Source organism: Pseudomonas sp. R151218B TE3479, from assembly GCF_053629195.1.
In genome coordinates, this window is sequence record NZ_JBRJHV010000001.1 from 4,899,326 (window position 1) to 4,922,352 (window position 23,027).

19 protein-coding genes and 1 pseudogene are annotated in these 23,027 nt (G+C 61.5%); 14 read left to right on the forward strand and 6 right to left on the reverse strand.

Annotated elements, in window-relative coordinates:
• Positions 1-131: 131 nt before the first annotated feature.
• From AB7M32_RS20845 to AB7M32_RS20860, 4 genes are all read left to right on the forward strand, one after another.
• On the forward strand, positions 132-1,835 hold the full coding sequence (locus AB7M32_RS20845; protein WP_072404647.1) for an ABC transporter ATP-binding protein/permease: 1,704 nt from the start codon (positions 132-134) through the stop codon (positions 1,833-1,835).
• A 245-nt stretch (positions 1,836-2,080) separates the two neighbouring features.
• On the forward strand, positions 2,081-3,943 hold the full coding sequence (locus tag AB7M32_RS20850; protein ID WP_454251194.1) for an ATP-binding protein: 1,863 nt from the start codon (positions 2,081-2,083) through the stop codon (positions 3,941-3,943).
• A gap of 334 nt (positions 3,944-4,277) precedes the next feature.
• Positions 4,278-5,288, forward strand: coding sequence for a response regulator (locus AB7M32_RS20855; protein ID WP_454251195.1), 1,011 nt, complete (start codon positions 4,278-4,280; stop codon positions 5,286-5,288).
• Between the two features lie 3 nt (positions 5,289-5,291).
• Positions 5,292-6,245 (forward strand): sensor domain-containing diguanylate cyclase, encoded by a 954-nt coding sequence (locus tag AB7M32_RS20860; protein ID WP_072404652.1) that lies wholly within the window; start codon positions 5,292-5,294, stop codon positions 6,243-6,245.
• 158 nt (positions 6,246-6,403) lie between these two features.
• Here AB7M32_RS20860 and treA read toward each other — a convergent pair whose 3' ends face one another.
• A complete protein-coding gene (gene treA, locus AB7M32_RS20865) occupies positions 6,404-8,029 on the reverse strand; it encodes an alpha,alpha-trehalase TreA (RefSeq protein WP_454251196.1) in 1,626 nt (541 codons plus the stop codon).
• 298 nt (positions 8,030-8,327) lie between these two features.
• Here treA and AB7M32_RS20870 point away from each other — a divergent pair, with 298 nt between their 5' ends.
• From AB7M32_RS20870 to AB7M32_RS20890, 5 genes are all read left to right on the forward strand, one after another.
• Positions 8,328-9,338 carry a zinc-binding alcohol dehydrogenase family protein gene (locus tag AB7M32_RS20870; RefSeq protein WP_454251197.1) on the forward strand — a complete coding sequence of 337 codons (1,011 nt, stop codon included), beginning with the start codon at positions 8,328-8,330 and terminating at the stop codon, positions 9,336-9,338.
• Positions 9,339-9,355: 17 nt separating this feature from the next.
• Positions 9,356-10,882 carry a UxaA family hydrolase gene (locus AB7M32_RS20875; RefSeq protein WP_454251198.1) on the forward strand — a complete coding sequence of 509 codons (1,527 nt, stop codon included), beginning with the start codon at positions 9,356-9,358 and terminating at the stop codon, positions 10,880-10,882.
• Between the two features lie 166 nt (positions 10,883-11,048).
• A complete protein-coding gene (locus tag AB7M32_RS20880; protein ID WP_072404659.1) occupies positions 11,049-11,762 on the forward strand; it encodes a FadR/GntR family transcriptional regulator in 714 nt (237 codons plus the stop codon).
• 266 nt (positions 11,763-12,028) lie between these two features.
• A complete protein-coding gene (locus AB7M32_RS20885; protein WP_454251199.1) occupies positions 12,029-12,349 on the forward strand; it encodes an isochorismate lyase in 321 nt (106 codons plus the stop codon).
• A 337-nt stretch (positions 12,350-12,686) separates the two neighbouring features.
• Positions 12,687-13,217: an AidA/PixA family protein gene (locus tag AB7M32_RS20890; protein WP_072404663.1), complete on the forward strand. Its 531-nt coding sequence runs from the start codon at positions 12,687-12,689 to the stop codon at positions 13,215-13,217.
• Between the two features lie 89 nt (positions 13,218-13,306).
• On the opposite strand, the gene AB7M32_RS20895 is transcribed toward AB7M32_RS20890, so the two are convergent.
• From AB7M32_RS20895 to AB7M32_RS20915, 5 genes and pseudogenes are all read right to left on the reverse strand, one after another.
• Entirely contained in the window at positions 13,307-13,528 is a 222-nt protein-coding gene (locus tag AB7M32_RS20895; RefSeq protein WP_072404665.1) for a formate dehydrogenase subunit delta, read from the reverse strand.
• A complete protein-coding gene (gene fdhF / locus AB7M32_RS20900; RefSeq protein ID WP_454251200.1) occupies positions 13,525-16,401 on the reverse strand; it encodes a formate dehydrogenase subunit alpha in 2,877 nt (958 codons plus the stop codon). Before fdhF ends, AB7M32_RS20895 begins: the two co-directional genes overlap by 4 nt.
• A complete protein-coding gene (locus AB7M32_RS20905) occupies positions 16,398-17,957 on the reverse strand; it encodes a formate dehydrogenase beta subunit (protein WP_454251201.1) in 1,560 nt (519 codons plus the stop codon). Before AB7M32_RS20905 ends, fdhF begins: the two co-directional genes overlap by 4 nt.
• Positions 17,951-18,433: a formate dehydrogenase subunit gamma gene (locus AB7M32_RS20910; protein WP_454251202.1), complete on the reverse strand. Its 483-nt coding sequence runs from the start codon at positions 18,431-18,433 to the stop codon at positions 17,951-17,953. The genes AB7M32_RS20905 and AB7M32_RS20910 overlap by 7 nt, the downstream gene beginning before the upstream one ends.
• Before the next feature lie 308 nt (positions 18,434-18,741).
• A pseudogene (locus AB7M32_RS20915) lies at positions 18,742-18,888 on the reverse strand (LysR substrate-binding domain-containing protein); the annotation flags it as partial.
• Positions 18,889-18,979: 91 nt separating this feature from the next.
• Between AB7M32_RS20915 and AB7M32_RS20920 the strand changes: the two are divergent.
• The 5 genes from AB7M32_RS20920 (at position 18,980) to AB7M32_RS20940 (ending at position 22,983) form a co-directional block, all read left to right on the forward strand.
• Complete coding sequence (locus AB7M32_RS20920; protein WP_092441682.1) at positions 18,980-19,141, forward strand: DUF2986 domain-containing protein; 162 nt, start codon at positions 18,980-18,982, stop codon at positions 19,139-19,141.
• Between the two features lie 220 nt (positions 19,142-19,361).
• Entirely contained in the window at positions 19,362-20,096 is a 735-nt protein-coding gene (gene arsH, locus AB7M32_RS20925; protein ID WP_454251203.1) for an arsenical resistance protein ArsH, read from the forward strand.
• A gap of 136 nt (positions 20,097-20,232) precedes the next feature.
• Positions 20,233-20,526, forward strand: coding sequence for a hypothetical protein (locus tag AB7M32_RS20930; protein ID WP_454251204.1), 294 nt, complete (start codon positions 20,233-20,235; stop codon positions 20,524-20,526).
• A 39-nt stretch (positions 20,527-20,565) separates the two neighbouring features.
• Positions 20,566-21,132 (forward strand): DUF6630 family protein, encoded by a 567-nt coding sequence (locus AB7M32_RS20935; protein ID WP_454251205.1) that lies wholly within the window; start codon positions 20,566-20,568, stop codon positions 21,130-21,132.
• Between the two features lie 84 nt (positions 21,133-21,216).
• The gene (locus AB7M32_RS20940) at positions 21,217-22,983 is read left to right on the forward strand and encodes a S8/S53 family peptidase (protein ID WP_454251206.1); all 1,767 of its coding nucleotides are present in this window, start codon (positions 21,217-21,219) and stop codon (positions 22,981-22,983) included.
• Positions 22,984-23,027: the final 44 nt, after the last annotated feature.

Consider the following 23,027-nt stretch of genomic DNA (forward strand, 5'->3'; position numbering starts at 1 on the left):
GCCATTCTGGAAATTCGATAACGGGGCTCCCGTGGCTTTCCCTAATTAATGCAAACGATTAGCATTGGCTGATCCTATCCTCCCTCCCCTGCAAACTCAACGTCGTTAGCGACCAGGCCCACCAAGATCCCATGCACACACTTCGCAATTTCTGGCGCCTCGCGCAGCCCTTCTGGGCTTCCGAGGAAAAGTACCCGGCCCTGTTGCTGCTGTTGGCCACCGTACTGATGACCCTGTGCCTGGTCGGGGTCAACATCCTCACCAATTTCTGGAACCTGCATTTCTATAACGCCTTGCAGGCCTTGGACTACCACGGTTTCCTGATCGGTAGCCTGCAGTTCATCCTGCTGCAGATCGGCATGGCCGCCTTTACCGTTGGCGCGTTCCATTTCCAGCAGAAGCTGACCATCCGCTGGCGGCGCTGGGCGACCCGCAACATGCTCGGTCAGTGGCTGGGCAGCCAGCGCTACCAGAAGCTGAAGCTGACCGAGACCGAGGTCGACAACCCCGATCAGCGGATCGCCGAGGACGTCGACCTGTTTATCGTCAAATCGCTCAAGTTGAGCCTGGGCCTGTTGACGTCGGTGGTGTCGCTGTTTTCCTTCCTGCATATCCTCTGGCAGGCCTCCAGCCTCGTCAGCGTGCCGTTCAACGACCACTCGATCGTCATTCCCGGGCTGCTGGTGTGGGTCGCCCTGGTGTATGCGCTCCTGGGCACCGGCCTTGCATTCTGGCTCGGACGTGCACTGCCCAGCCTCAACTTCATGCAACAGCGGCGTGAAGCGGACTTTCGTTTCTCGCTCATCCGCCTTCGGGAGAACGCTGACTCGGTGGCGCAATACCGCGGCGAGGTCGTGGAGAACGAACGCTTCAACCACCGCCTGGAGGCGGCGCTGGAAAACTTCTGGGCGCTGGTGAAAAAACAGAAGCTGATCATGGGCTACTCGACCTTCTATTTGCGCAGCGCGACGGTCATACCGATGTTCATCATGGCGCCACAGTTCTTTGCCGGCGCCTTTCCCCTTGGCCGCCTGACGCAGATAAGCGCGGCCTTCGGCGAAGTGCACGCGGCCATCGCCTACCTGGTAAGTGTGTTCCCGGAACTGTCGGAATGGAAATCGGTGATCGACCGCTTGGTCGGCTTCCAGGAGCGCCTGGATAACGTCGAGGTCAAATCCCAGGTCAGGCACGAACAACAGGCCAGCGGCCTTGATATCAAGGACCTGGACATCTGGCTGCCAAATGGTCGTCCGTTGTTCAAAGGCTTCAACCTGTCACTCAAGCCCGGCGACAGCCTGATGATCAGCGCGCCGTCCGGCTACGGCAAATCGACGCTGATCCGCACGATTACCGGGCTGTGGCCCCACGCGCGCGGCTCGAGCTGTTATGACCGCGAGCGCGCCCTGACGCTGGCGCAAAAACCCTACCTGCCGTTGGGCAGCCTGCGTGAAGCGCTCTGGTATCCCCACCCACCCCGTCGCGAAGAGGATGCCTCGCTGCGCCAGGTCATGGAGCAAGTCGGCCTGCAACACCTGGGCGATCAGTTGGAGCAGGAGCGCGACTGGGCACAGACCCTGAGCATCGGCGAACAACAACGCTGTGCGTTCGTCAGGGCCCTGCTGGCCCGGCCCACGGTGCTGTTCCTCGACGAAAGCAGTTCGGCGCTGGATGCGGCAAACGAAGCGCGCTGCTATCAACTGCTCAGGCAAACGTTGCCGGACACGATCCTGATCAGCGTCGGCCACAGCGCCTCCCTGGAGCACTTTCATTGGCAAGTCCTTGAATTGAAGGACGAGGCGCAATGGGTGCATCGCAAGATCAAGCAAGCGGTGTGATCCCGATAGGGAAACACTGAATAACCTTTGGCGAAGGGAGCCTTGCTCCCACAAAATCCCCTCACCGCAAAATCCTCAGTATCCCAGTCAATCGGGCCCACCTTCGCGCGTCGGCATGCAGAGTTTGTGGTCTATAGTTCCTGACAGATCCAGGACCTTTGCTCGGGCCATCAGGAGCTACATCCCTCGAGCCGTACCGTACCGACGCCCACCAGCCTTCGGTCGAACCATGCAGGGAGCACACCATGCCGATCCAGCGGCCTGAGACACTGAGGTTGGCCCCTGGCACTGCTCATTGTGCCGAGGCCGATGACGATACCGAGGCCGGCGTGCTTCGGCGCGCTTTCGACCAGGCCAAGAAAGCCTACATCCTGTTCCCGCTGCTGGCCGTTCTATTGTTGCTGGCCATCTGGAGCGCCACCCTCTACCTGATCAAGGTCGAACATCTTCGCGCCCAGCAGAGCGCCGCGACGGCCAGCCTGGAAATGGGCGCCATCTACGAAGCGCAAATGTTGCGCGCCATCCATGAAATCGATCAAACCCTCAAGCTGGTCAAATACACCTACGAGACCGAGGGCGAGCCTAATCCCCTGCGCCGGCTCCAGGAGCGGGCCTTGTTGCCGCCGGCCTTGGTGTTCGACGTCAGCGTGGTCAACCCGGACGGCAGGCTCGTGGCGAGTACACGGGGCAACGGTCGGGAAAATAGCGCTGACCCGAATGAGCAGCAAACACTGCGGCACAGCGACTCATTGTCCATCAGTCATCCGTGGAAAAGTCCAATCACCGGAACATGGCGCTTGCGCTTCAGCCGGCGACTCGACGCCGCGGATGGCACGCTTTCCGGGATCGCCAGGGTCGAGGTCGATGCCGCCTATTTCGTCAGCAGCTACGACGCCTCGAAACTCGGCGAACAGGGTGCGCTCGGGTTGCTGGGCACTGACGGCCTCTTCCGCGTGCGACGCACCGGAGAAACCGTACTGGCCGGCGATACGGTCGATTACACGACGGTGGTGCCGGACGCGGAAAACACCGAGGCGGTGCTCTCGGTCAATGGGTGGGATGGGGTGCGGCGCTATACCAGTGCCCGCCAGCTCTATGACCTCCCGCTGGCGGTGATTGTCGGGTTGTCCGAGGAGGAACAACTGGCCGCGGTGAACCAGCAAGCGCGTACCTACCTCTGGCGCACGGCGGGCGGCAGCCTGGTGTTGGTGCTGCTGGTGGGGGTGCTCGCCCGGATGAGCTGGCAACTGGCGCAAAGCCGTTTGCGCGCCACCGAAATCCAGGCTCAACTGGCCGCCGCCGCTCGCCAGGCCGGCATGGCGGAAATCGCCACCAACGTCCTGCACAACGTGGGCAACGTGCTCAACAGCGTGAATGTCTCCGCCGATCTGCTCACCCGCAAGCTGCACACCAGCAAGGCCTCGGGGCTTGGTAAGGCGGTGCAGATGATGAACGAGCACGCCGATGACCTCGGCGACTTCATCTGCCACGACGAGAAAGGCAAGCTGCTGCCCGGCTACCTGAACCAACTGGTGGACGCGCTTGCGCTCGAGCAACAGAGCATGACCGAAGAACTCGGCCAATTGAGTAAAAGCGTTGATCACATCAAGGAAATCGTCGCTGCCCAGCAATCTTACGCAAGCACATCCAGCCTCGCCGAGGCCGTGCAGATCAAGGACCTGATCGAGGATGCCCTGCGCATGAACGCCAACATCATCGCGGCGCATCGGATCACCGTGGTGCGAAACCTGGCCGAAACGCCCTTGCTGCAACTGGACAAACACCGGGTGCTGCTGATCCTGATCAACCTGATAAAAAACGCCAGCAGGGCGATGGATGACCGGCCGGAGCGGCCCCCTCAAATCATCCTTAAGAGCGAGGTTCCCCAAGAAGACACCCTGGTGATCAAGGTCATCGACAACGGCGAAGGCATAGCGCCCGAGAACCTGACGCGAATCTTTGCCCATGGCTTTACCACACGCAAGGATGGCCATGGTTTTGGCCTGCACAGCTGCGTCCTGGCGGCCATGGAGATGGGCGGCTCGCTGGAGGCCCATAGCGATGGCCCGGGAACGGGGGCGACCTTCACGCTCAAGTTGGCGATCTAGGCTGCGCTTCGGTACGTGATACGCGCAGCTTCAGCCAACGTTACAAGGAACAGACGAATGGCGATCCACGCAACGAGGTTACCTTGAGCCCATGGCGAAAAGCCCAATACCTTGGTCTTGACAGCCAGTCGCACGCCGACCGTGGCTTTGCGTGGGGTGGCGATGACGAAGTGCAGTTGACGCCCCTGACTTATTGGTCCAGTTTCTAATGCAACCAAGTCCCGCAGTTTTCGTGCAGGACGCTAAGCTTGATAAACCCGGTTCGTTAATCAAAGGGTCTTTGCAAGCCTATGAATGATGTCAGTAGCCCCTCTCCCCCTGCCATTGATCACCTATGGTCATTCCTGTGTCGTTGATTCCCCTGGTGGTATGTGACGACTCCAACATGGCGCGCAAGCAGGTGTTGCGTGCGCTGCCGACAGACTGGCCGGTTTCGGTCACCGAGGCGAGCAATGGGCGCCAGGCCATGGATGCCATACGCCAGGGCCTGGGGCATGTGGTGTTGCTCGACCTGACCATGCCGGAAATGGATGGCTACCAGGTGTTGAGCGCCTTGCGCGACGAAGGATTGAAGGCCCAGGTCATCGTGATTTCCGGTGACGTCCAGGATGAGGCGGTGCGCCGCGTACATGAGCTGGGCGCGCTGGCGTTCCTGAAAAAACCGTTCGATGAAAACGACCTGCGCCAGACGCTGGCGCGGCTGGGACTATTGGCCCAACCCAGCCAGGTACCGTTGCAGAATCGTTCGACCACGAACACGGCCATCAGCTTCCACGATGTGTTCCGCGAGACGGTCAACGTGGCCATCGGCCGGGCAGCGGCCTTGATCGCCAAGGTGCTGGGGGTCTTCGTGCAATTGCCGGTGCCGAATGTGAACCTCCTTGAGGTCGGGGAGTTGCACATGGCCTTGACCGACGTCGGCAGCTCCAAGCAACTCACTGCAATTTGCCAGGGTTTTATCGGCAGCGGCATCGCTGGCGAAGCCCTGTTGATCTTCCATGACTCGGAAATCGCCGACATCGCGCAATTGATGCAGCGCCAGAGCGCCGACTATTCGGACCTGGAGATGTTGCTGGATCTTTCCAGCGTCTTGATCGGCGCGTGCCTGAGCAGCATTGCCGAACAGATCGACGTGGTGTTTTCCCAAGGCCACCCGCAGATTCTCGGCCAGCACGCGGCCATCGAGGAACTGATCCGGGACAACAGCAAGCACTGGAAAAAGACCCTGGCGGTGGAAATCAGCTACAGCCTGGAAGGGCACGATATTCGTTTCGACCTGTTGCTGTTGTTCACGGAGGACTCCATCGAACGGTTGACCCACAAACTCGCCTACCTGATGAACTGAGCCATGAGCGAATCCATCGATCTGAACGAATTCCACTGGTTGCTGGCCATCGTTCAGAGCATCGACGTCGGGGTGGTGGTGCTCGACCGCGAGTACCGCGTGCAAGTCTGGAACACCTTCATGGAGAACCGCTCCGGGGTGCAGCCCAAGGACGCGCACAACCAGCATTTTTTCAGCCTGTTCCCTGAAATCGATCGCCAATGGTTCAGCCGCAAGGTGGAAAGCGTCGCGACCCTGGGCACGCCAGCGTTCACGGTCTGGGAGCAGCGTCCGTACTTGATGCGTTTCAAGAGCTACCAGCCGATCACCGGCCAGGAAGCGTTCATGTACCAGAACACCACGCTGTTGCCGCTGCGCTCGCCCGACAACACCATCAAGCACATCTGCCTGGTCATCTATGACGTCACTGACGTCGCCACCAACCGGCATCAGCTCCAGGCCGCCAACGCACAACTGCAGCAACTCTCCAGCACCGATCGGCTGACGGGGCTGTACAACCGCGGTCATTGGGAAAGCAACCTGAAAGCCGCCTACGCCCGGCACCAACGCTACGGCCATGCGTTGAGCCTGGTCATGCTCGATATCGATCACTTCAAGCGGGTCAACGACACCTACGGTCACCAGGCTGGCGACAAGGTCATCGAGCACGTCGCCAGGCTGCTGCACGAGCATGTGCGCGAGTCCGACGTGGCTGGGCGTTATGGCGGTGAAGAGTTCGGCGTGGTGCTCTCAGACACCGACAAGGCCGGCGCACAGATTTTCGCCGAGCGCCTGCGCAAGGCCGTCGAAGCGCTGGAAGTGCAGTACAACGACCAGACTATCCGCTTCACCGTCAGCCTGGGAGTGGCCGACCTGAGCCAGCCCTCGAACGACCACGCCGAGCTGATCGCCAGGGCCGACCAGGCGCTGTATACATCGAAGAAGACCGGGCGCAATCGGGTGACAGTGCATGATTAGCGAGCCCACTTTCTTCCAGGATGACGGTGAGACCTGTGCCCACCACACCTCCCTTGTGGGAGCGAGCTTGCTCGCGATAGCGGTGGTTCGACAGCATTGAGGGTGGCTGACACGCCGTCATCGCGAGCAAGCTCGCTCCCACATGGGTTCATTGGCCTTCACTCATCAAGGCTTGGGGAAGCTTCACCCTCTTTACCCAGCAGCTTGAGCGTCACCCCATTCGTCCAGCCGAAGCCGTCCTGCAATTCATATTCGCCACCTCTCCCGCCGTCGCCCCGCCCGGACAGGTCGTATTTCTCCACCAACTTGTTTTCCTTGCGGTAGAGGTTCTCGACTTGCTGCAAGAAGCGGCTGCCTACCTGTTGCGCAAGCGCGGTGTGCCCGTAGCGGTCCAGCCCTTCCACCGCGACCCATTGCAGCGGTGCCCAGCCATTGGGTTCGTCCCACTGCTGGCCAGTGTTGACCTGGGTGGTGGCGATACCTGCGGAACGCAGCAGGCCATCACGGACCGCATCGGCGGTGCGATTGGCATGTTCGGCGCTGGCCAGGCCCGTGTACAGCGGGAAAAGCGTCGCGGCCGTGAGCTGCTGGCGTTGTTGCTGACGTTGCCAGTCGTAGTCCACGTAGAAACCTTTGTCGGCATTCCACAAGTGCTGCTCGATGGCTCGCTGACGCAATTTGGCGCGCCGGCCGTAAGCCTGGACGCATGGGGCGTTCTGCACCGTCTCGCAGGCTTTGACGATGGTCTGTTCCAGGTGATAGATCAGGCTATTGAGGTCCACGGGCACAATGGCCGTGGTGCGAATACTCGCCAGGTTCTGGCCGTCGTCCAACCAGCGCGAGCTGAAGTCCCAGCCACTCTCGGCGCCGGCGCGCAGGTCACGCCAGACCTCTTCCTTGGGACGGTCCGGCGCCCGTTCGGCGGTGCTGACATCTTGCAACCAGGACTCCTGTCGAGGCGTCGGGCTGGCATCCCAATAGCGGTTGAGCACACTGCCATCGGCGAGTTTGACCACGTGCCGATCCGCAGCACCGGGCTTGAGTGCCTGGGCGCCCGCCATCCAATAGGCATACTCCTTCTGCAACTGTGGCAAGTATCGCCCATAGGCCTGGTCACCTTCGATACGCGCCTGTAACTCCACCATATAGGCGAAAAATGGCGGCTGCGACCGGCTCAGGTAGTAGGTACGATTGCCATTGGGAATGTGGCCGTAGGTGTCGATCATGTAGGCAAAGTTATCGGTCATCTGGCGGACCTGAGCCTTATCGCCGCTTTGCTCGAGCCCCAGCATGGTGAAATACGAATCCCAGTAATACATCTCGCGAAAACGTCCCCCAGGTACCACATAGGGTTGCGGCAAGGGCAACAAACTGCTGTAGGCCGGCACCTGGCTGTAGGATCGGCTCAGTATCGGCCAGAGGCTGTCGATGTGTTCCTGGATCGGAGCACCGGGCTTGGGCGCCGGGCTTTCGGCTTGGCCAGATTCGATGAAGTTGTCTTTCACGAAAGCCTTGATATCGAAGCCGTCGCGGCCACGTTGGGCCAGGTAGTCGGCGCGGATCTGCGCCGGATCACGGTTAGGCAGTGCGTCCACGAAATGCTTCTGGTCGGTGAACACCTGCCCACGCTGCACCGCTTCAAAGAGCTCGGGGTAGGCCTGGTCGGGGGGAAGATTGGCCCGTGCCTGGGCGTCGATGTAGCTCCATGTGGCCGGCGGTTGACTTGAACAGGCCACGCACAGCAGCGCGGCAAAGGAAAGGCTGGTGAGCTCAATAGGTCGCATCAAGGGGATCCATCCTGTTTTTCGTTCCTGACAAACGAGTGACCTGCCGGGATGGACCTGGGTTCAGTCAATGATGCGGTGCCGGGCGGCGCCCCGACCACATTGGTCAGTCCAATCTATATTTTTATTAATTGGTCTTGCCAATATTTTTTCCAGCCTGTAGCTTCGGTCCAAGGTCATGGGTGCAGGTCACCGCTCGCCTACAACAAAAAAGAGCCCGGTCCCGGCAGCCGCGCGCTCACAACCTCCTCCCGCCTATTGGCAGCCACCGCCTGTAGGCCAGCCAAGGAGCATCGCCATGCTGACAGTCATCTGTAACGAACCCGGCTCGCTCACCGCCATCGAACGTGAACACCCCCTCAGGAAACCGGGGGAGATCCTGATCCGGGTCAAGCGTGTCGGGGTCTGCGGCACCGACCTGCACATCTTCACCGGCAATCAACCGTACCTCGAGTACCCGCGGGTCATGGGCCACGAATTCTCTGGGATCGTGGAGGGCACTGACGAGGCCAGCGACCTGGCTGTCGGCGATGTCGTCTATGTGATGCCGTACCTGTCCTGCGGGACTTGCATCGCCTGCCGCCAGGGCAAGACCAACTGCTGCACCGGTATCCAGGTGCTGGGGGTTCACTGCGACGGTGCTTTCACTCAATACCTGAGCGTTCCCCATGCGTTCGTGCACAAGGCCGTGGGGATTTCCCTGGACCAGGCCGCGATGATCGAATTCCTCTCGATCGGCGCTCACGCCGTGCGACGCTCGAACATCCAGGCGCAAAAACACGCCCTGGTGGTCGGCACCGGCCCGATCGGCATGGCGGCGGCGATCTTCGCCAGCCTGCGCGGTGCGAAAGTCACCGTCCTGGATACCCGCGAGGATCGCCTGTCGTTCTGCAAACAACACCTGAATATCCACGCCGCCGTGCACATCGGCGAAGGCGACAAGCTAACCCTGGCCGAGCTGACCGAGGGTGATTTTTTCGACGTGGTCTTCGACGCCACCGGCAATGCCCGGGCCATGGAGCGTGGGTTCGAGTTCATCGCCCACGGTGGCACCTATGTGATGATCTCGGTGGTTCGAGACTCCATCACCTTCTCCGACCCTGAGTTCCATAAGCGAGAAGCCACGCTGATGGGCAGCCGCAACGCCACCCAGGAAGACTTCCGGTACGTCGAGCAATGCTTGCGCGACGGCTTGATTCCGGATGCGGCCCTGAACACCCACCGACTGACGCTGGGCGACGTGCCCCACTCGTTCGCCACCTTGCTCGACCCCAAGCAAGGTGTCGTCAAGGCAATCATCGAGTGCTAGAAATCGGAGGACGCCCCATGAACCCGCCTTCTGCTTTGCTTGTTTTGACACCCGGCGATGATGTCGCGGTGGCCCGAGGCGATATCGCCGAAGGTCAGTCGGTGAATGCCGACGGCATCAGCCTGATCGCCCGGCAGGCAATCCCCTCCGGCCACAAGATCGCCCTGCGCCCGGTGTTGGCCGGCCAGCGGGTGCTCAAGTACGGCCAAACCATCGGCCAGGCCACCCAGACCATCGAGCCTGGCGATCACGTCCACGTGCACAACCTGGACATGCCCGCCAACGCGGCTGAACACAGCGTACGGAACGTCTATGTCCCCACGTCGTTGAGCAAGAACCCCGCGACCTTCGAAGGTTACGTCCGCGAGGATGGACGCGTCGGCACACGCAATTACATCGGGGTCATTTCCAGCGTCAATTGCTCGGCAACCGTCTGCAAGCAGATCGCCAACGCCTTTTCTGCCGAGCGCTTGAAAGACTTCCCCAACGTCGATGGCGTCGTTGCGATCACCCATGGCAGCGGCTGTGGCATGGGTGCCCAGGGCGAAGGGATCGACATTCTCAAGCGAACCCTGAGCGGCTATGCCGATCACGCGAATTTCGCCGGTGTGCTGTTGATCGGCCTGGGTTGCGAGGTCAATCAGCTCACGCCATTGATGAATGAACTGGGGGATCGCCCCGCGGCGCTCAAGGCCAGCCTGGTCATCCAGGACGAAGGAGGCACTCGCGAAGCGGTGCGACGTGGCATCGCCCACATCGAAGCGATGCTGCCCCTTATCAACCAATACCAGCGCACGACCGTTGCCGCCAGCCACTTGTGCGTCGGTTTGCAATGCGGCGGCTCGGATGGCTACTCCGGCATCACGGCCAATCCGGCACTCGGCGCGGCCGTGGACCTGCTGGTGCAACAGGGCGGCACGGCGATCCTTTCGGAAACCCCGGAAATCTATGGGGCCGAACACTTACTGACGGCCCGCGCCGCATCCGCCGACATCGCGGCAAAACTGATGGCGCGCATCCATTGGTGGGAAGCCTACGTTCGCCACAACGACGGTGATATGAATAACAACCCTTCGCCGGGCAACAAGGCCGGGGGCATTACCACCATCCTGGAAAAATCCTTGGGCGCCGTGGCGAAAGCCGGTGCGACCGGGCTGATGGGCGTTTACCAATACGCGGAAGCGGTCGATGCCCGGGGCCTGGTGTTCATGGACACCCCCGGTTACGACCCGGTGTCGGCGACCGGCCAGGTGGCCGGTGGCGCCAACCTGATCTGTTTCACCACGGGTCGCGGCTCGACCTACGGGTGCAAGCCCACGCCCTCGTTGAAAATCGCCACCAACACCCGGCTGTTCCAACGCATGGAACTGGACATGGACTTCAACGCGGGCGGCATTGTCGATGGCGTGGAATCGGTGGCCCAGGCGGGCGAACGGTTGTTCCGACTGATGCTGGCGACTGCGTCCGGACACCGTACCTGCAGCGAGGAAAACGGCTTGGGCGATAACGAGTTCCTACCCTGGCAGATCGGTGCGGTGATGTGAATGGCGAAGTCACTGCACCCCTCTCCCTCTGGGAGCGAGCGTGCCCGCGAAGGCGCTGGGTCAGTTTGCATCAATGCTGAATGTACCGCCGCCTTCGCGAGCAAGCTCGCTCCCACCATCAAGCGCCTATGGTAGCCTTGGCGGACTCTCCGATGGACGTCCACCCATGGTCTCACCGATCAACGCCGCCGAACGCAAGCCCTACCAGAAAATAGCCGATCAATTGCGCAACTACATCGCCCAGGGGGATTTCAAAGCAGGCTCCAGGCTTCCCCCCGAGCGCGACTTGACCCAACTGTTGGGAGTTTCCAGGCCGTCGCTTCGCGAGGCGCTGATCGCCTTGGAAATAGACGGCGACATCGAGATCAAGATGGGCTCCGGCGTGTATGTGCGAGCCCGGTCCAAGGACGGAAAAAACCCGAGCATGACCTTGGGCGAGAGCCCTTCGGAACTGATGCAGGCGCGTGCGTTGATCGAGGGCGAGTCGGTGATCCTGGCATGCCTGCATGGCAAGAAAAGCGACTACCGCTATCTGCAGGACTGCATCGATGCCATGCGCGCGAGCATCGCCAACGGCCTGCCTCCGCTGGAAGATGATCGGAAATTCCATCAGCGCCTGGCCAAGATGAGCGGCAACTCCGCCCTGGTGCGGATCATCACCGCCCTGTTCGATGAACGACACAACCCGATTTCGGCTCACCTGAGCAAACACTCGGAGAATGCCCTGACGTGGGAAGCCGCGGTCGTCGAACATGAAGCGATCCTGCGCGCCGTAGCCCAAAAGGATGTCCTCGGCGCCCAAACCTCGATGCGCCAGCATCTGAGCCGTTCGGAAAACCGCTGGCTGCGAGCGCTGGAGCCGGAAGACACGGGCGACTAGACCGGCAGTCTTGAGATTTGATTGACTGGTCAAAGGCCATCGCGAGCAAGCTCGCTCCCACAGTTTGATCGGTGCACCTCGATTTTGCGGCCTGTCCAAGTCTCCTGTGGGAGCGAACTTGCTCGCGATGGCGCAGCACTCACCATCGTTGTCACAGGCAAGCTCCCCTCGCTTGCCACACCTGATGGCCTGGATTGGCATTCAACCCACATCAGCACATCGGCCCGGGCTGGACCGATCCTGCTCAAACCAATGGAGTGATCGACATGGACGTCTGCAATCGTCTGCAACCCTCGGAGTGCGTCAGCATGGAGGACATCCGAGGCGAAATCGATGCCCTCGATCAGGCGGTCATCAAACTGCTGGGCAAGCGTTTTCAATACGTACTGGCGGCCTCGAAGTTCAAGACTTCGGCCACGTCGGTACGTGCGCCGGAGCGTTTCAAGGCCATGCTGGCGACACGGCGGGAATGGGCCGAGGCCGAGGGCCTGAGCCCGGATGCCATCGAAAAAATGTACAGCGATCTGGTGAACCACTTCATTGCCGAAGAAATGAAGCACTGGGCGGCCGCTCAAGCCCGGAGCTGATTGTTCCTGCCTCAGTGGCAAGGGGCATCTACCCCCTTGCCACCCCTCCCGTCCTCCGGCTAGATCGGGAGTAATCGCCGACAAAATTCGTACGCCCTTGGCCACTGATGCTATCCGCGAACCACCCAAAATCCAGTGGGTGATCGTCCACGTCAAAAGTAAATCAAAGCCTTGGTTGTGCTGCGCTTCGCTCTGCTTGGCCAGCGTCAAGCATTCGAAATTTGACACTACAACGCTGTCACCTATCGTTCCTCTCGAGACCGCACCCAGGGACCGGGTGGCCCGGACGCCTTTGCAGGCGCGGTCGTCAATGTCATTCCCCTCAAGGAGCAACAAAATGTCTGGAGCGACCCAAACCATTGATGTGCTCGTCAATGTTGACGCCGATTACCTGCTCGCCCACCCCAACGACGTAGGCGGCGCGATTGCCATGCTGGTGACCCGCAGTGCCATCGACAGCCATGCCAACATCACCAGCGGCGAAGGCGAAGGCGGCAACGAGTTGTGGTTCGACGTAAAACCCGGTGACATCATTCGCTGGCGCGCCACCACGCTGTCGCGCAACTTCGACCGCATCGCATTGATCAAGGATGTCGAGATCGGCGACCCCCACCAGGGCGGTGATTACAAGGGCAGCATTTCGAAGCCGACACCGTTCAACATCCCCGGCATCCCCGTGCCATATCTGGACAACGGCGCCCCCGGCGGCATCTCCAAAACCGATGTGACCTATACCTTCTGGCAGTCCACTGCGCTGAGCCCAGGAAAGCTCTGGTACCAAATCTACTTCGTTCTGCTGGACCGTCACCTGAACCAGATTGGCCCGATCAACACGTGGGACCCCTACGTCACCGTCAATAACCAGTAACTGAAAGGCAAACAGCCCCGGCCGGCGCCCTCGTCAACGACGAAAGGCACCGGCCGGGGCTGTGTCCAGGCGCTACGGAACGTCCCTTCCTAGGCCGCTTTTTCAAACTCCATCAATGCCGCCAGCACCAATGGGTGCAGGACAGCGTCAGGATGTTTCGTCTGCCAGGCCATCAAGTCGCGACACATGGTGGGCGTCCAGAAGCTCTTGATGTGTTGGTACACGCCACGCACCGCCACCCCATGGTCCGGCTCACTGGCGAAATACTGACCGATCTGGTTGGCCATCTTGATCAAGCTGTCAGAGCTCATCGACGCACCTCGGCTTTTTCGGCATGGCGACGCTCCTTCAACAGGCGGCCTTGTTCATCACTGAAGGCTTGGTAACGCTTCTGCCATTCCGAAGGCTGGCTGACCCGCACGATCTCCACCGCTGTCACCTTGTATTCCGGGCAGTTGGTGGCCCAGTCGGAGTTGTCGGTGGTGATCACGTTGGCGCCCGATTCAGGGAAGTGGAACGTGGTGTAGACCACGCCTGGCGCCACCCGCTCGGTCACCTTGGCCCGCAGTACCGTTTGCCCGGCACGGCTGCCGATACCGACCCAGTCTTCGTCGACGATCCCGCGGTTCTCGGCATCGGTCGGATGGATTTCCAGACGATCTTCCTCGTGCCAGGCCACGTTTTCGGTGCGCCGTGTCTGGGCACCGACGTTGTACTGGCTGAGGATGCGGCCGGTGGTCAGCAGCAGCGGATAACGGTTGTTGACCTTCTCCTCGGTGGGCACGTAGCCGGTGAGCATGAAGCGGCCCTTGCCGCGCACGAACTGTTCGATATGCATGGTCGGCGTGCCGTCCGGCGCGGCATCGTTGCAAGGCCATTGCAGGCTGCCGTGGCGCTCCAGTTCGGCGTAGCTGACACGGGTGAAGGTCGGCGTCAGGCGGGCGATTTCATCCATGATTTCCGAAGGGTGGTTGTAGTGCATCTTGTAGCCCAGGGCATCGGCCAGGGCGATGGTGGCTTCCCAATCGGCCTTGCCGGCCAATGGGTCCATCACCTTGCGAACGCGGGAGATGCGGCGTTCGGCGTTGGTAAAGGTGCCGTCCTTCTCCAGGAACGAGCTGCCCGGCAGGAACACGTGGGCGAACTTGGCCGTTTCGTTGAGGAAGATGTCCTGGACGATCACGCATTCCAACGCGGACAGCGCGGCCGTCACATGCTGGGTGTTGGGGTCGCTCTGAGCAATGTCTTCACCTTGGCAATAAAGCGCCTTGAAGGTGCCGTCCAGGGCCGCTTCGAACATGTTCGGGATACGCAGGCCCGGGTCGGGTTGCAGGGTGACGTTCCAGGCCTGCTCGAACTCGGCGCGGACCGCTTCGTTGGAGATGTGCCGATAGCCTGGCAACTCGTGGGGGAACGAGCCCATGTCGCAGGAACCCTGGACGTTGTTCTGCCCACGCAGCGGGTTCACTCCGACACCTTCGCGACCGATGTTCCCGGTCGCCATGGCCAGGTTGGCGATGCCCATGACCGAGGTGCTGCCTTGGCTGTGTTCGGTGACGCCGAGGCCGTAGTAGATGGCCGCGTTACCGCCACTGGCGTAGAGCCGTGCTGCGGCGCGGATCTGCTCGGCAGGTACGCCGCAAACCGGGCCCAGGACCTCCGGTGAGTTTTCCGGCTGGCTGACGAAATCGCGCCAGCGGGCGAAGTCCGTCGCCTCGCAGCGGGCTTCGACAAAGGGTTGGTCAATCAAGCCTTCAGTGGCAATGACATGGGCCAGCGCGTTGAGCATCGCCACGTTGGTGCCGGGACGCAGTTGCAAGTGCAGCTCGGCGCGGGCGTGGGGCGAATCCACCAGGTCGATGCGCCGTGGGTCGATGACAATCAGTCGCGCGCCCTGGCGCAGGCGGCGCTTGAGCTGGGAGCCGAACACCGGGTGCGCGTCGGTGGGGTTGGCGCCCATTACCAGGATCACATCGGCTTTCATCACCGAGTCGAAATTCTGGGTCCCGGCGGATTCACCCAGGGTCTGCTTGAGGCCGTAACCGGTAGGCGAATGGCAAACACGGGCACAAGTGTCGACGTTGTTGTTGCCGAACGCGGTGCGCACCAGTTTCTGCACCAGGTAGGTTTCTTCGTTGGTGCAGCGACTGGACGTGATGCCGCCGATGGAGTCGCGCCCGTACTTGAGCTGGATCCGGCGCAGTTCGCTGGCGGCGTAGGTGACCGCCTCGTCCCAGCTGACTTCCTGCCACGGGTCGTTGATGTGCTTGCGGATCATCGGCTTGGTGATGCGATCCGGGTGCGTGGCGTAGCCCCAGGCGAAGCGGCCCTTGACGCACGAATGGCCGTGGTTGGCCTGGCCGTTCTTGTCCGGGACCATGCGCACCAGTTGTTCGCCTTTCATCTCGGCGCGGAACGAGCAGCCCACGCCGCAGTAGGCGCACGTGGTGATGACGCTGCGCTCCGGCTGGCCGATTTCCACGACGCTCTTGTCGATCAAGGTCGCCGTCGGACACGCCTGCACACAGGCGCCGCAGGACACACATTCGGAATCGAGGAAGTTGTCCCCCCCGGCCGCTTCCACCCGGGAATCGAAGCCGCGCCCGCTGATGGTCAGGGCGAAGGTGCCCTGGATTTCCTCACAGGCACGTACGCAGCGGCTGCAGACGATGCACTTGCTCGGGTCGTAGTCGAAATACGGGTTGGAAACGTCCTTGGCCTCATCCAGGTGGTTGGCACCTTCGTAGCCATAGCGCACTTCGCGCAGACCCACCTGCCCCGCCACGGTCTGCAATTCGCAGTTGCCATTGGCCGAGCAGGTCAGGCAGTCCAGCGGGTGGTCGGAAATGTACAGCTCCATCACGTTGCGTCGCAGCGTGGCGAGCTTGGAGGTTTGCGTGCGCACCACCATGCCCTCGGTCACCGGCGTGGTGCAGGACGCGGGGTAGCCGCGCATGCCGTCGATTTCCACCAGGCACATGCGGCAGGAGCCGAATGCTTCCAGGCTGTCGGTGGCGCAGAGCTTGGGAATGGTGGTGCCGAGCAAGGCCGCGGCACGCATGACCGAAGTACCGGCGGCGACGCTGATTTCGCGCCCGTCGATGGTCAGGCTGACCTGCACGTCGCTTTCACGCGCCGGGGTGCCCAGGTCGATATCGGTGCTGGGATCGAAGATGGTAATCATTGGTCGGCCTCCGTGGTCGCCAGACCGAAGTCGGCGGGGAAATGCTTGAGGGCGCTGGCGACAGGGTAGGACGTCATCCCACCGAGGGCACAGAGCGAACCGTATTGCAGGGTGTCGCACAGGTCCTGCAACAACAGGGCCTGTTCCTGACGGGCACCGGCTTCAGTGCTGGCGATCAAGCGATCCACCACTTCCACCCCACGGGTGGAACCGATCCGGCATGGCGTGCATTTGCCGCAGGACTCTTCGGCGCAGAACTGCAAGGCGAACCGGGCCATCTGGGCCATGTCCAGGCTGTCGTCGGCGACTACCACACCACCGTGGCCGAGCATCGCGCCCATGGCGGCGAACGCTTCGTAGTCCAGCGGCGTATCGAATTGCGAAGGCGGCACCCAGGCTCCCAACGGCCCGCCCACTTGCGCGGCCTTCAGGGGCCGTCCACTGGCGGTACCGCCACCGTAACCTTCCACCAATTCTCGCAGGCTCAGGCCGAAGGCGCGCTCCACCAGGCCGCCGTGCCGGACGTTGCCGGCCAGCTGGAACGGCATCGTGCCCAGGGAGCGGCCCATGCCGAAGTCGCGATAGAACTGCGCGCCCTTCTCCAGGATGATCGGCACCGAGGTCAAGGTCAGTACGTTATGCACCAGCGTCGGCAACCCGAACAGGCCTTGCAGCGCCGGCAGCGGCGGCTTGGCGCGCACCGTGCCACGCTTGCCCTCAAGGGACTCCAGCAGCGCCGTTTCCTCGCCACAGATGTAAGCGCCAGCACCGACCCGCACTTCCAGCTCGAACGCGCGGCCACTGCCGCCGACGTCCGCGCCCAGATAACCGGCCTCACGGGCGATGTGCAGCGCCTCGTTCAGGGTACTGACGGCGTCCGGGTACTCCGAGCGCACGTAGATATAGCCCATCGTCGCGCCTACGGCGATACCGGCGATGATCATGCCTTCGATCAGCAGGAAGGGGTCGCCCTCCATCAGCATGCGGTCTGCGAACGTGCCGGAGTCGCCTTCGTCGGCGTTGCAGACCACGTACTTCTGCGGCCCCTGGGCATCACGCACCGTGCGCCACTTGATGCCCGCCGGGAATGCCGCGCCGCCCCGGCCCCGCAGGCCGGAGTCCAGCACGCTGGCGACGACATCCGCGCCGTCCATCTGGATGCACCGGGCCAGGCCCAGGAAGCCGCCCCGGGCACGGTAGTCGTCCAAAGACAGCGGTTGCGTGATGCCGGCCCGCGCGAACAGCAGGCGCTGCTGGCTCTTGAGATAGGGAATCTCCTCCACCGGCCCCAGGGCCAGCGGATGGCTACCAGGATCGCCTGCCAAGGCATCCAGCAGGCCCGGCACATCGGCCGGCGTGACAGGGCCGAAGCCCAGCCGGACGCCAGCGCTTTCCAGCTCCACCAAGGGTTCCAGCCAGTAGAGGCCACGGGAACTGGTGCGCAACACCGTCAGCGGCAGTTGGCGACGTTCAGCCTCACGGACCAACGCATCGGCCACCTTGTCCGCGCCCACGGCACGGGCCACCGAATCACGGGGGATACAGAGCGTCAGCATGCGCCCTCCTCCATGCAATCATTCACCAACTGACGCAGACGCTCGGGCGTAATCCGAGCATGCAACTCCCCGTCCAGCTCCAGAGCCGGCGAGCAGACACAGGCCCCCAGGCAATAGACCGGCCGCAGGCTGATACTGCCGTCGGCGCTGGTGCCGTGATCGTCCAACGCCAATTGCTCGCGCAACTGCGCAGCCAGGGCTTCGGCGCCCATGCTCTTGCAGGACTCGGCCCGGCACAGGCGAAGCGTATGGCGCGCCGGCGGCGTGGTGCGGAAATCGTGGTAGAAACTGATGACCCCGCGCACTTCAGCCAGGCTGAGGTTCAGGGCGTGGGCGATCTCCGGGACGGCGCTGTCGGGGACATACCCACAGCCTGCCTGGATGGCATGGAGAATAGGCAGCAAGGCACCGGGGGTGTCCTTTTTGCGCGCAAGCACGCTATGGATCAAAGGCAGGTGAAGCGTCTCATCGGGCATAAACGTACCTCGGCATCTCGAACGACACCGCCGCATGGCGGCAGCCGTCCGGAGTCTTGGCTGCGGCGTCCGGCCCACGTCACGGTAGCGTGGCACATCCGATCGCCATTCTCGCTCTCCGGCCAGGTGTCTTTTGCGCATCTGGTCCGGGGCATCTTCACAGCTTGCCACTCCCGGGGGTTGGCGATTGCACATGGACGACGAAACGTGTTCTGAAAGCGACTCCTTGAAAGCCGTCCCCGTTAATCAGCGTGCCTGAACAAGTATAGGCATACGCCGTATCCGCTTATTCGAACCGTCACTGCGCCTTAATGGGCTTGGCGCAACGCATTGGCAACCAGCGTGAATGCAGGCGAAGGTTGCCGCCGGCTGGGATAGTACAAATAGTAGCCTGAAAACGGCGGGCACCAATCTTCCAGCACCCGCACCAGCCGCCCCTTTTGAAGTTGGCGAGCGCTGCGTGAAGCCCATGGCAGTGATCAGGAAAAATCCTGAGAAAACGGAAAGCTGATACCATCCGGCCATTGACACGCTGAGCAGAACGACATGAATCGCCGCAAGAAAATAAACCAGTTATTGAAGGCTAACGCCAAAAAGGCCAGTGCCAAGCTGGCACCCAAAAGCAAGAATCAATACATCAGCAAAGCCGACCGACTGAAACTGGCGGCTGAAGCCAGTGATGCGCCCATCACACCTGCGCAAAACTGATCCACGTCCCCCCTTGAAGCGCTACGCCAAAACCGCCGCGCCTGGCTGCTGATCTCAAGCTTGCGCTTCAGTCCTGCCAGGGTGGCGCCCCTCCTCTCGAGTCATCTGCCCTCGGCGAAATTTCGGACCGTCAGTCACATTGTGTCTTGCGCTAAATATATGAAAATACGAATATGCATTTTTCCATATATCAAATTTTCGACCGGACGGGAGAGGTGCAATGACTGAGTTTTCCAGCGAACCCCCAAATGACTTTCCAAATCTGGACCTGTCACTTTTCGATGTACCTACGCCGGAAAAGCTCGCGCAGAGCACAGAACCACAGCACAAGCCGCGCATACTTCTACTGTACGGATCGACCCGCGAGCGCTCCTTCAGTCAGCTGTTGACCCGTGAAGCGGCACGCCTGTTGGAGCTCATGGGCGCCGAAACCGCAATCTTCGATCCCTCCGGGCTGCCGCTGCCGGACGATGCGCCCGTCGATCACCCCAAGGTGCAGGAACTGCGCAACCTGGTGATGTGGTCGGAAGGCCAGGTTTGGTGCTCGCCAGAACGCCATGGCTCGATGTCGGCGGTGTTCAAGGCACAGATCGACTGGATCCCGCTCGCCCTGGGCGCGGTTCGTCCCTCACAGGGCAAGACATTGGCGGTGATGCAAGTGTGCGGCGGCTCGCAATCCTTCAACACGGTGAACCAACTTCGCGTGTTGGGTCGTTGGATGCGCATGGTCACGATCCCCAATCAATCCTCCGTCCCCAAAGCCTTCCTTGAGTTCGACGAAGCCGGGCGCATGAAGCCATCGTCCTATTACGACCGGGTTGTCGATGTCATGGAGGAACTGATGAAGTTCACCTTGCTGGTGCGTGGCAGAGAAGCCTATTTGGTAGACCGCTACTCCGAGCGCAAGGAAAGCGCCGAAGCGCTTTCCAAACGCGTTAACCAGAGGTCAATCTAGACGCAGCGGCAGAATCAGGATGTGCTGCGTTTGGCTTTTCGAGGCAAAATACGCCCTTGAACCGCAAGAAACGCATGAGTGAGCGCAATTACATCCAAACCCTCCAGCCCAACCCCGAGCTAGGGATCGAAACACCATGGATGAACGTCAAGCAGCCATCAAGCACAAGATCCGCGCCGTGGTAACGAGCAGCGAGTCTGACGAGATCACTTATCGATCAGAGTGGCTCGGTTACCTGCCCTTTCCGGTTTTCCAATGGGTTGAATATCAGGGCGAGAGCTTTTCCAGCGACTTCCCCTTCGATTGGACCCTTGAGGATTTGACGAGTCTTGAGCGGACAGGGTTCTTGGAAACACTGGAAGCTTACGAAAATCCGGAAGACCATTTTGATCGGGATATCAGGTATCGCGTTCATGTGGGATGCGTGTAACGGTTGGCAGGGGAAAATGGACAACCTTAAGGAAAGGAAATGGGCATTCTTGATCGCTTGTTCGGCGGCCGCTTCAGCCTGCCGCCACCAGAGGAAACGGCTGTCAGCGACGCGGCGATCATGCGGGAGCTGCATCCCTATCGATCCGAGCTCAAGGCGTTTGCTCAAGCCCTGTTGGCCCGCATGCCAGAAGGCGAACGCGCCAGGCTGGTCAGGCGTGTGCTGCGCATTTACGGCTCGGGCCAGGAGCCGGCCACGGCCCTGGTGGAAGGCCTGTTGGATGCAGACAAGGGCCAGAAGCTCGAACACTTGGCCTTGCTAGGCGTCGACTGGAAAGGCTTTGATGGTTTCGAATATCTGGTGCCCTATCTGGTCAGCGCCAGCGGGGTGAAAGAAACTTACCCCTACCGCCATGAGGGCACACTGTCGATGTCGCAGACCCTGGCCAATCTCGACCAATGGCTGGCGGCGTTCGATAAACGCTACCTGCACCTGGACTCCGGTGGCGACGAATATATCGGGTTCATCGCCGAGGCAGACCAGGTCGAAGCCATGATCGAACTCGCACGGCAGGCAGGTCTTGAAGTGCATCTCGAGAGCTTCTGAACCAGAAGATGTATTCGCTCCGCTGAACGAAGCGAACACCATAACAGTCGGAGCAACAGGACCCTCGACAAAGAAGCCTGGCCCATGCTCCTACGACCCACTGCCCTCGCGACCTTGTTCACCCTGGCTGCCGGCACGGCAACCGCTGCACCGGAACCACTGCGCCTGGAAAGCCTGAAACGCTGTGGCGACCTGCTGCAAAACCAGCACCAGGACTGGTGCCTGACAGTGCGTGGGTTGGGCGACGCAACGCCACAACTCAAGTTGGGCGCAAAGGCACTACCCGCAGACACGGTCCAGCGTGAAGGGGAAAACCTGCGCTTGCGCCTGGACAGCGCCGATTACCAGAGTGGCCCGCTCTGGCTGCAAGACGGTCCCCGCACCAGCAATGCCGCCTGGCTGACCTTGCGCAACAGTCATGTGCTGGCCGCCGGGCCGGACGAAGTGGCGAAGAACATGGACGGTCTGACCACTTACGTCGACCTGGTCAGCGTGCTGATCGAGGAAGACCGTGATGGTCGTCAGGAAGCCGAGCGTCTGGCCCAGAAATACGGCGCGAAAGTGGTCGGTAGCATCGCGCCGTTGAACCTGTACCAACTTCGCCTGCCGGCCAAGGACCTGGTGCAGCGTGACGCCTTGGTCCTGCGTTTGGGCAGCGAGACCAGCGTGGATGCCGTGGTCACCGAGGAGTCCTCGGCCGAAGAAACCGAGCAGGCCCCTGCCCAGCCCGGAGAACCGAAAAAACCGGCCCTGGACTCCGACGAATGGGCTGCGAATCGCTTTCTCGACGCGGTGAACTATTACCAACGACGCATCCCCGGGCGACAGCCGCCCATCCAGCCGCAACCGGTGCGCATCGGCCTGATCGAGCGCGATGTGGATTTCGACACGACGGATTTCGCGGACTACCTCGGTGCTTGTTCGCCACCGCGCACCTGCGTCTACGCCCGTGATGCGGATAAACCGGACAACCACGGTACAACTGTGGCCGGCATCCTCGCCGCACGCTGGGACGACAGCGGCAACACCGGTTTTCTACGTGGCCTGGACAAGGCCAGCGGGGGCTTCGAGGTCATCGTCGAACGTAATTCCGATGCCGGGATCACCGCCAACATCGCCGCTTCGGTCAACCTCGTGGAAGATGGCGTGCGCGTGCTCAATTGGAGTTGGGGCATTCACCGCGTCGGCGCCAAAGACATCAAAGGCGATGACGTCGACTCGCTGCTGCGCTCGGGCCTCGCCATGGGCGGTTACGAAGAACTGCTGGAAGAATTTTTCCTCTGGCTGCGCAAGGCGCATCCCGACGTGATCGTGGTGAACTCCGCCGGCAATGGCTCCTCGTTCTCGGGCAGTGATGAATACCGCCTGCCCTCCTCCTTCATCACCGAGCAATTGCTGGTGGTCGGTGGGCACCAGCGCAGCGAACGCACCGGCGTCGCCGTCGACGACCCGGCCTATGCGGTCAAGCGCAGCTCCTCGAACATCGACATGCGCGTCGATATCACCGCCGCCGCTTGCGCCCACGCCTCGACCCCCAACGCCGGCCAGGACAGCGCGGTGCATTGCGGCACGTCCTACGCCACGCCCATGGTCGCGGGCCTGCTGGCGGCGATGCTGTCCCTCAACCCGCAACTGCAACCCGAGCAGTTGCGCATGCTGCTACGCCGCAGCGCCATGACCATCGGCGACAACCACGACTTCGAACAGATGGACGCCGAAGACCTCACCGCCCCCATCCTGCCGTCAGAGCGTCGCTACCAGCTCAACGACAAAGACGTCGGCCGCTCGGCGCGGCTGGACATGCAAAAGGCCCTGGACCTGGCCGCGCAAAGCCGTGACCGCGTGCGCTGAACCGGTGGGTCATGGAGCCAGTCGATGGATGGATTGCACCGAGT

Excerpts from the sequence above, each read along its gene's own strand:
- AB7M32_RS20845 (WP_072404647.1), top strand. The coding sequence starts at position 132 with ATGCACACACTTCGCAATTTCTGGCGCCTCGCGCAGCCCTTCTGGGCT.
- AB7M32_RS20850 (WP_454251194.1), top strand. The coding sequence starts at position 2,081 with ATGCCGATCCAGCGGCCTGAGACACTGAGGTTGGCCCCTGGCACTGCT.
- AB7M32_RS20855 (WP_454251195.1), top strand. The coding sequence starts at position 4,278 with ATGGTCATTCCTGTGTCGTTGATTCCCCTGGTGGTATGTGACGACTCC.
- AB7M32_RS20860 (WP_072404652.1), top strand. The coding sequence starts at position 5,292 with ATGAGCGAATCCATCGATCTGAACGAATTCCACTGGTTGCTGGCCATC.
- treA (WP_454251196.1), bottom strand. The coding sequence starts at position 8,029 with ATGCGACCTATTGAGCTCACCAGCCTTTCCTTTGCCGCGCTGCTGTGC.
- AB7M32_RS20870 (WP_454251197.1), top strand. The coding sequence starts at position 8,328 with ATGCTGACAGTCATCTGTAACGAACCCGGCTCGCTCACCGCCATCGAA.
- AB7M32_RS20875 (WP_454251198.1), top strand. The coding sequence starts at position 9,356 with ATGAACCCGCCTTCTGCTTTGCTTGTTTTGACACCCGGCGATGATGTC.
- AB7M32_RS20880 (WP_072404659.1), top strand. The coding sequence starts at position 11,049 with ATGGTCTCACCGATCAACGCCGCCGAACGCAAGCCCTACCAGAAAATA.
- AB7M32_RS20885 (WP_454251199.1), top strand. The coding sequence starts at position 12,029 with ATGGACGTCTGCAATCGTCTGCAACCCTCGGAGTGCGTCAGCATGGAG.
- AB7M32_RS20890 (WP_072404663.1), top strand. The coding sequence starts at position 12,687 with ATGTCTGGAGCGACCCAAACCATTGATGTGCTCGTCAATGTTGACGCC.
- AB7M32_RS20895 (WP_072404665.1), bottom strand. The coding sequence starts at position 13,528 with ATGAGCTCTGACAGCTTGATCAAGATGGCCAACCAGATCGGTCAGTAT.
- fdhF (WP_454251200.1), bottom strand. The coding sequence starts at position 16,401 with ATGATTACCATCTTCGATCCCAGCACCGATATCGACCTGGGCACCCCG.
- AB7M32_RS20905 (WP_454251201.1), bottom strand. The coding sequence starts at position 17,957 with ATGCTGACGCTCTGTATCCCCCGTGATTCGGTGGCCCGTGCCGTGGGC.
- AB7M32_RS20910 (WP_454251202.1), bottom strand. The coding sequence starts at position 18,433 with ATGCCCGATGAGACGCTTCACCTGCCTTTGATCCATAGCGTGCTTGCG.
- AB7M32_RS20920 (WP_092441682.1), top strand. The coding sequence starts at position 18,980 with ATGAATCGCCGCAAGAAAATAAACCAGTTATTGAAGGCTAACGCCAAA.
- arsH (WP_454251203.1), top strand. The coding sequence starts at position 19,362 with ATGACTGAGTTTTCCAGCGAACCCCCAAATGACTTTCCAAATCTGGAC.
- AB7M32_RS20930 (WP_454251204.1), top strand. The coding sequence starts at position 20,233 with ATGGATGAACGTCAAGCAGCCATCAAGCACAAGATCCGCGCCGTGGTA.
- AB7M32_RS20935 (WP_454251205.1), top strand. The coding sequence starts at position 20,566 with ATGGGCATTCTTGATCGCTTGTTCGGCGGCCGCTTCAGCCTGCCGCCA.
- AB7M32_RS20940 (WP_454251206.1), top strand. The coding sequence starts at position 21,217 with ATGCTCCTACGACCCACTGCCCTCGCGACCTTGTTCACCCTGGCTGCC.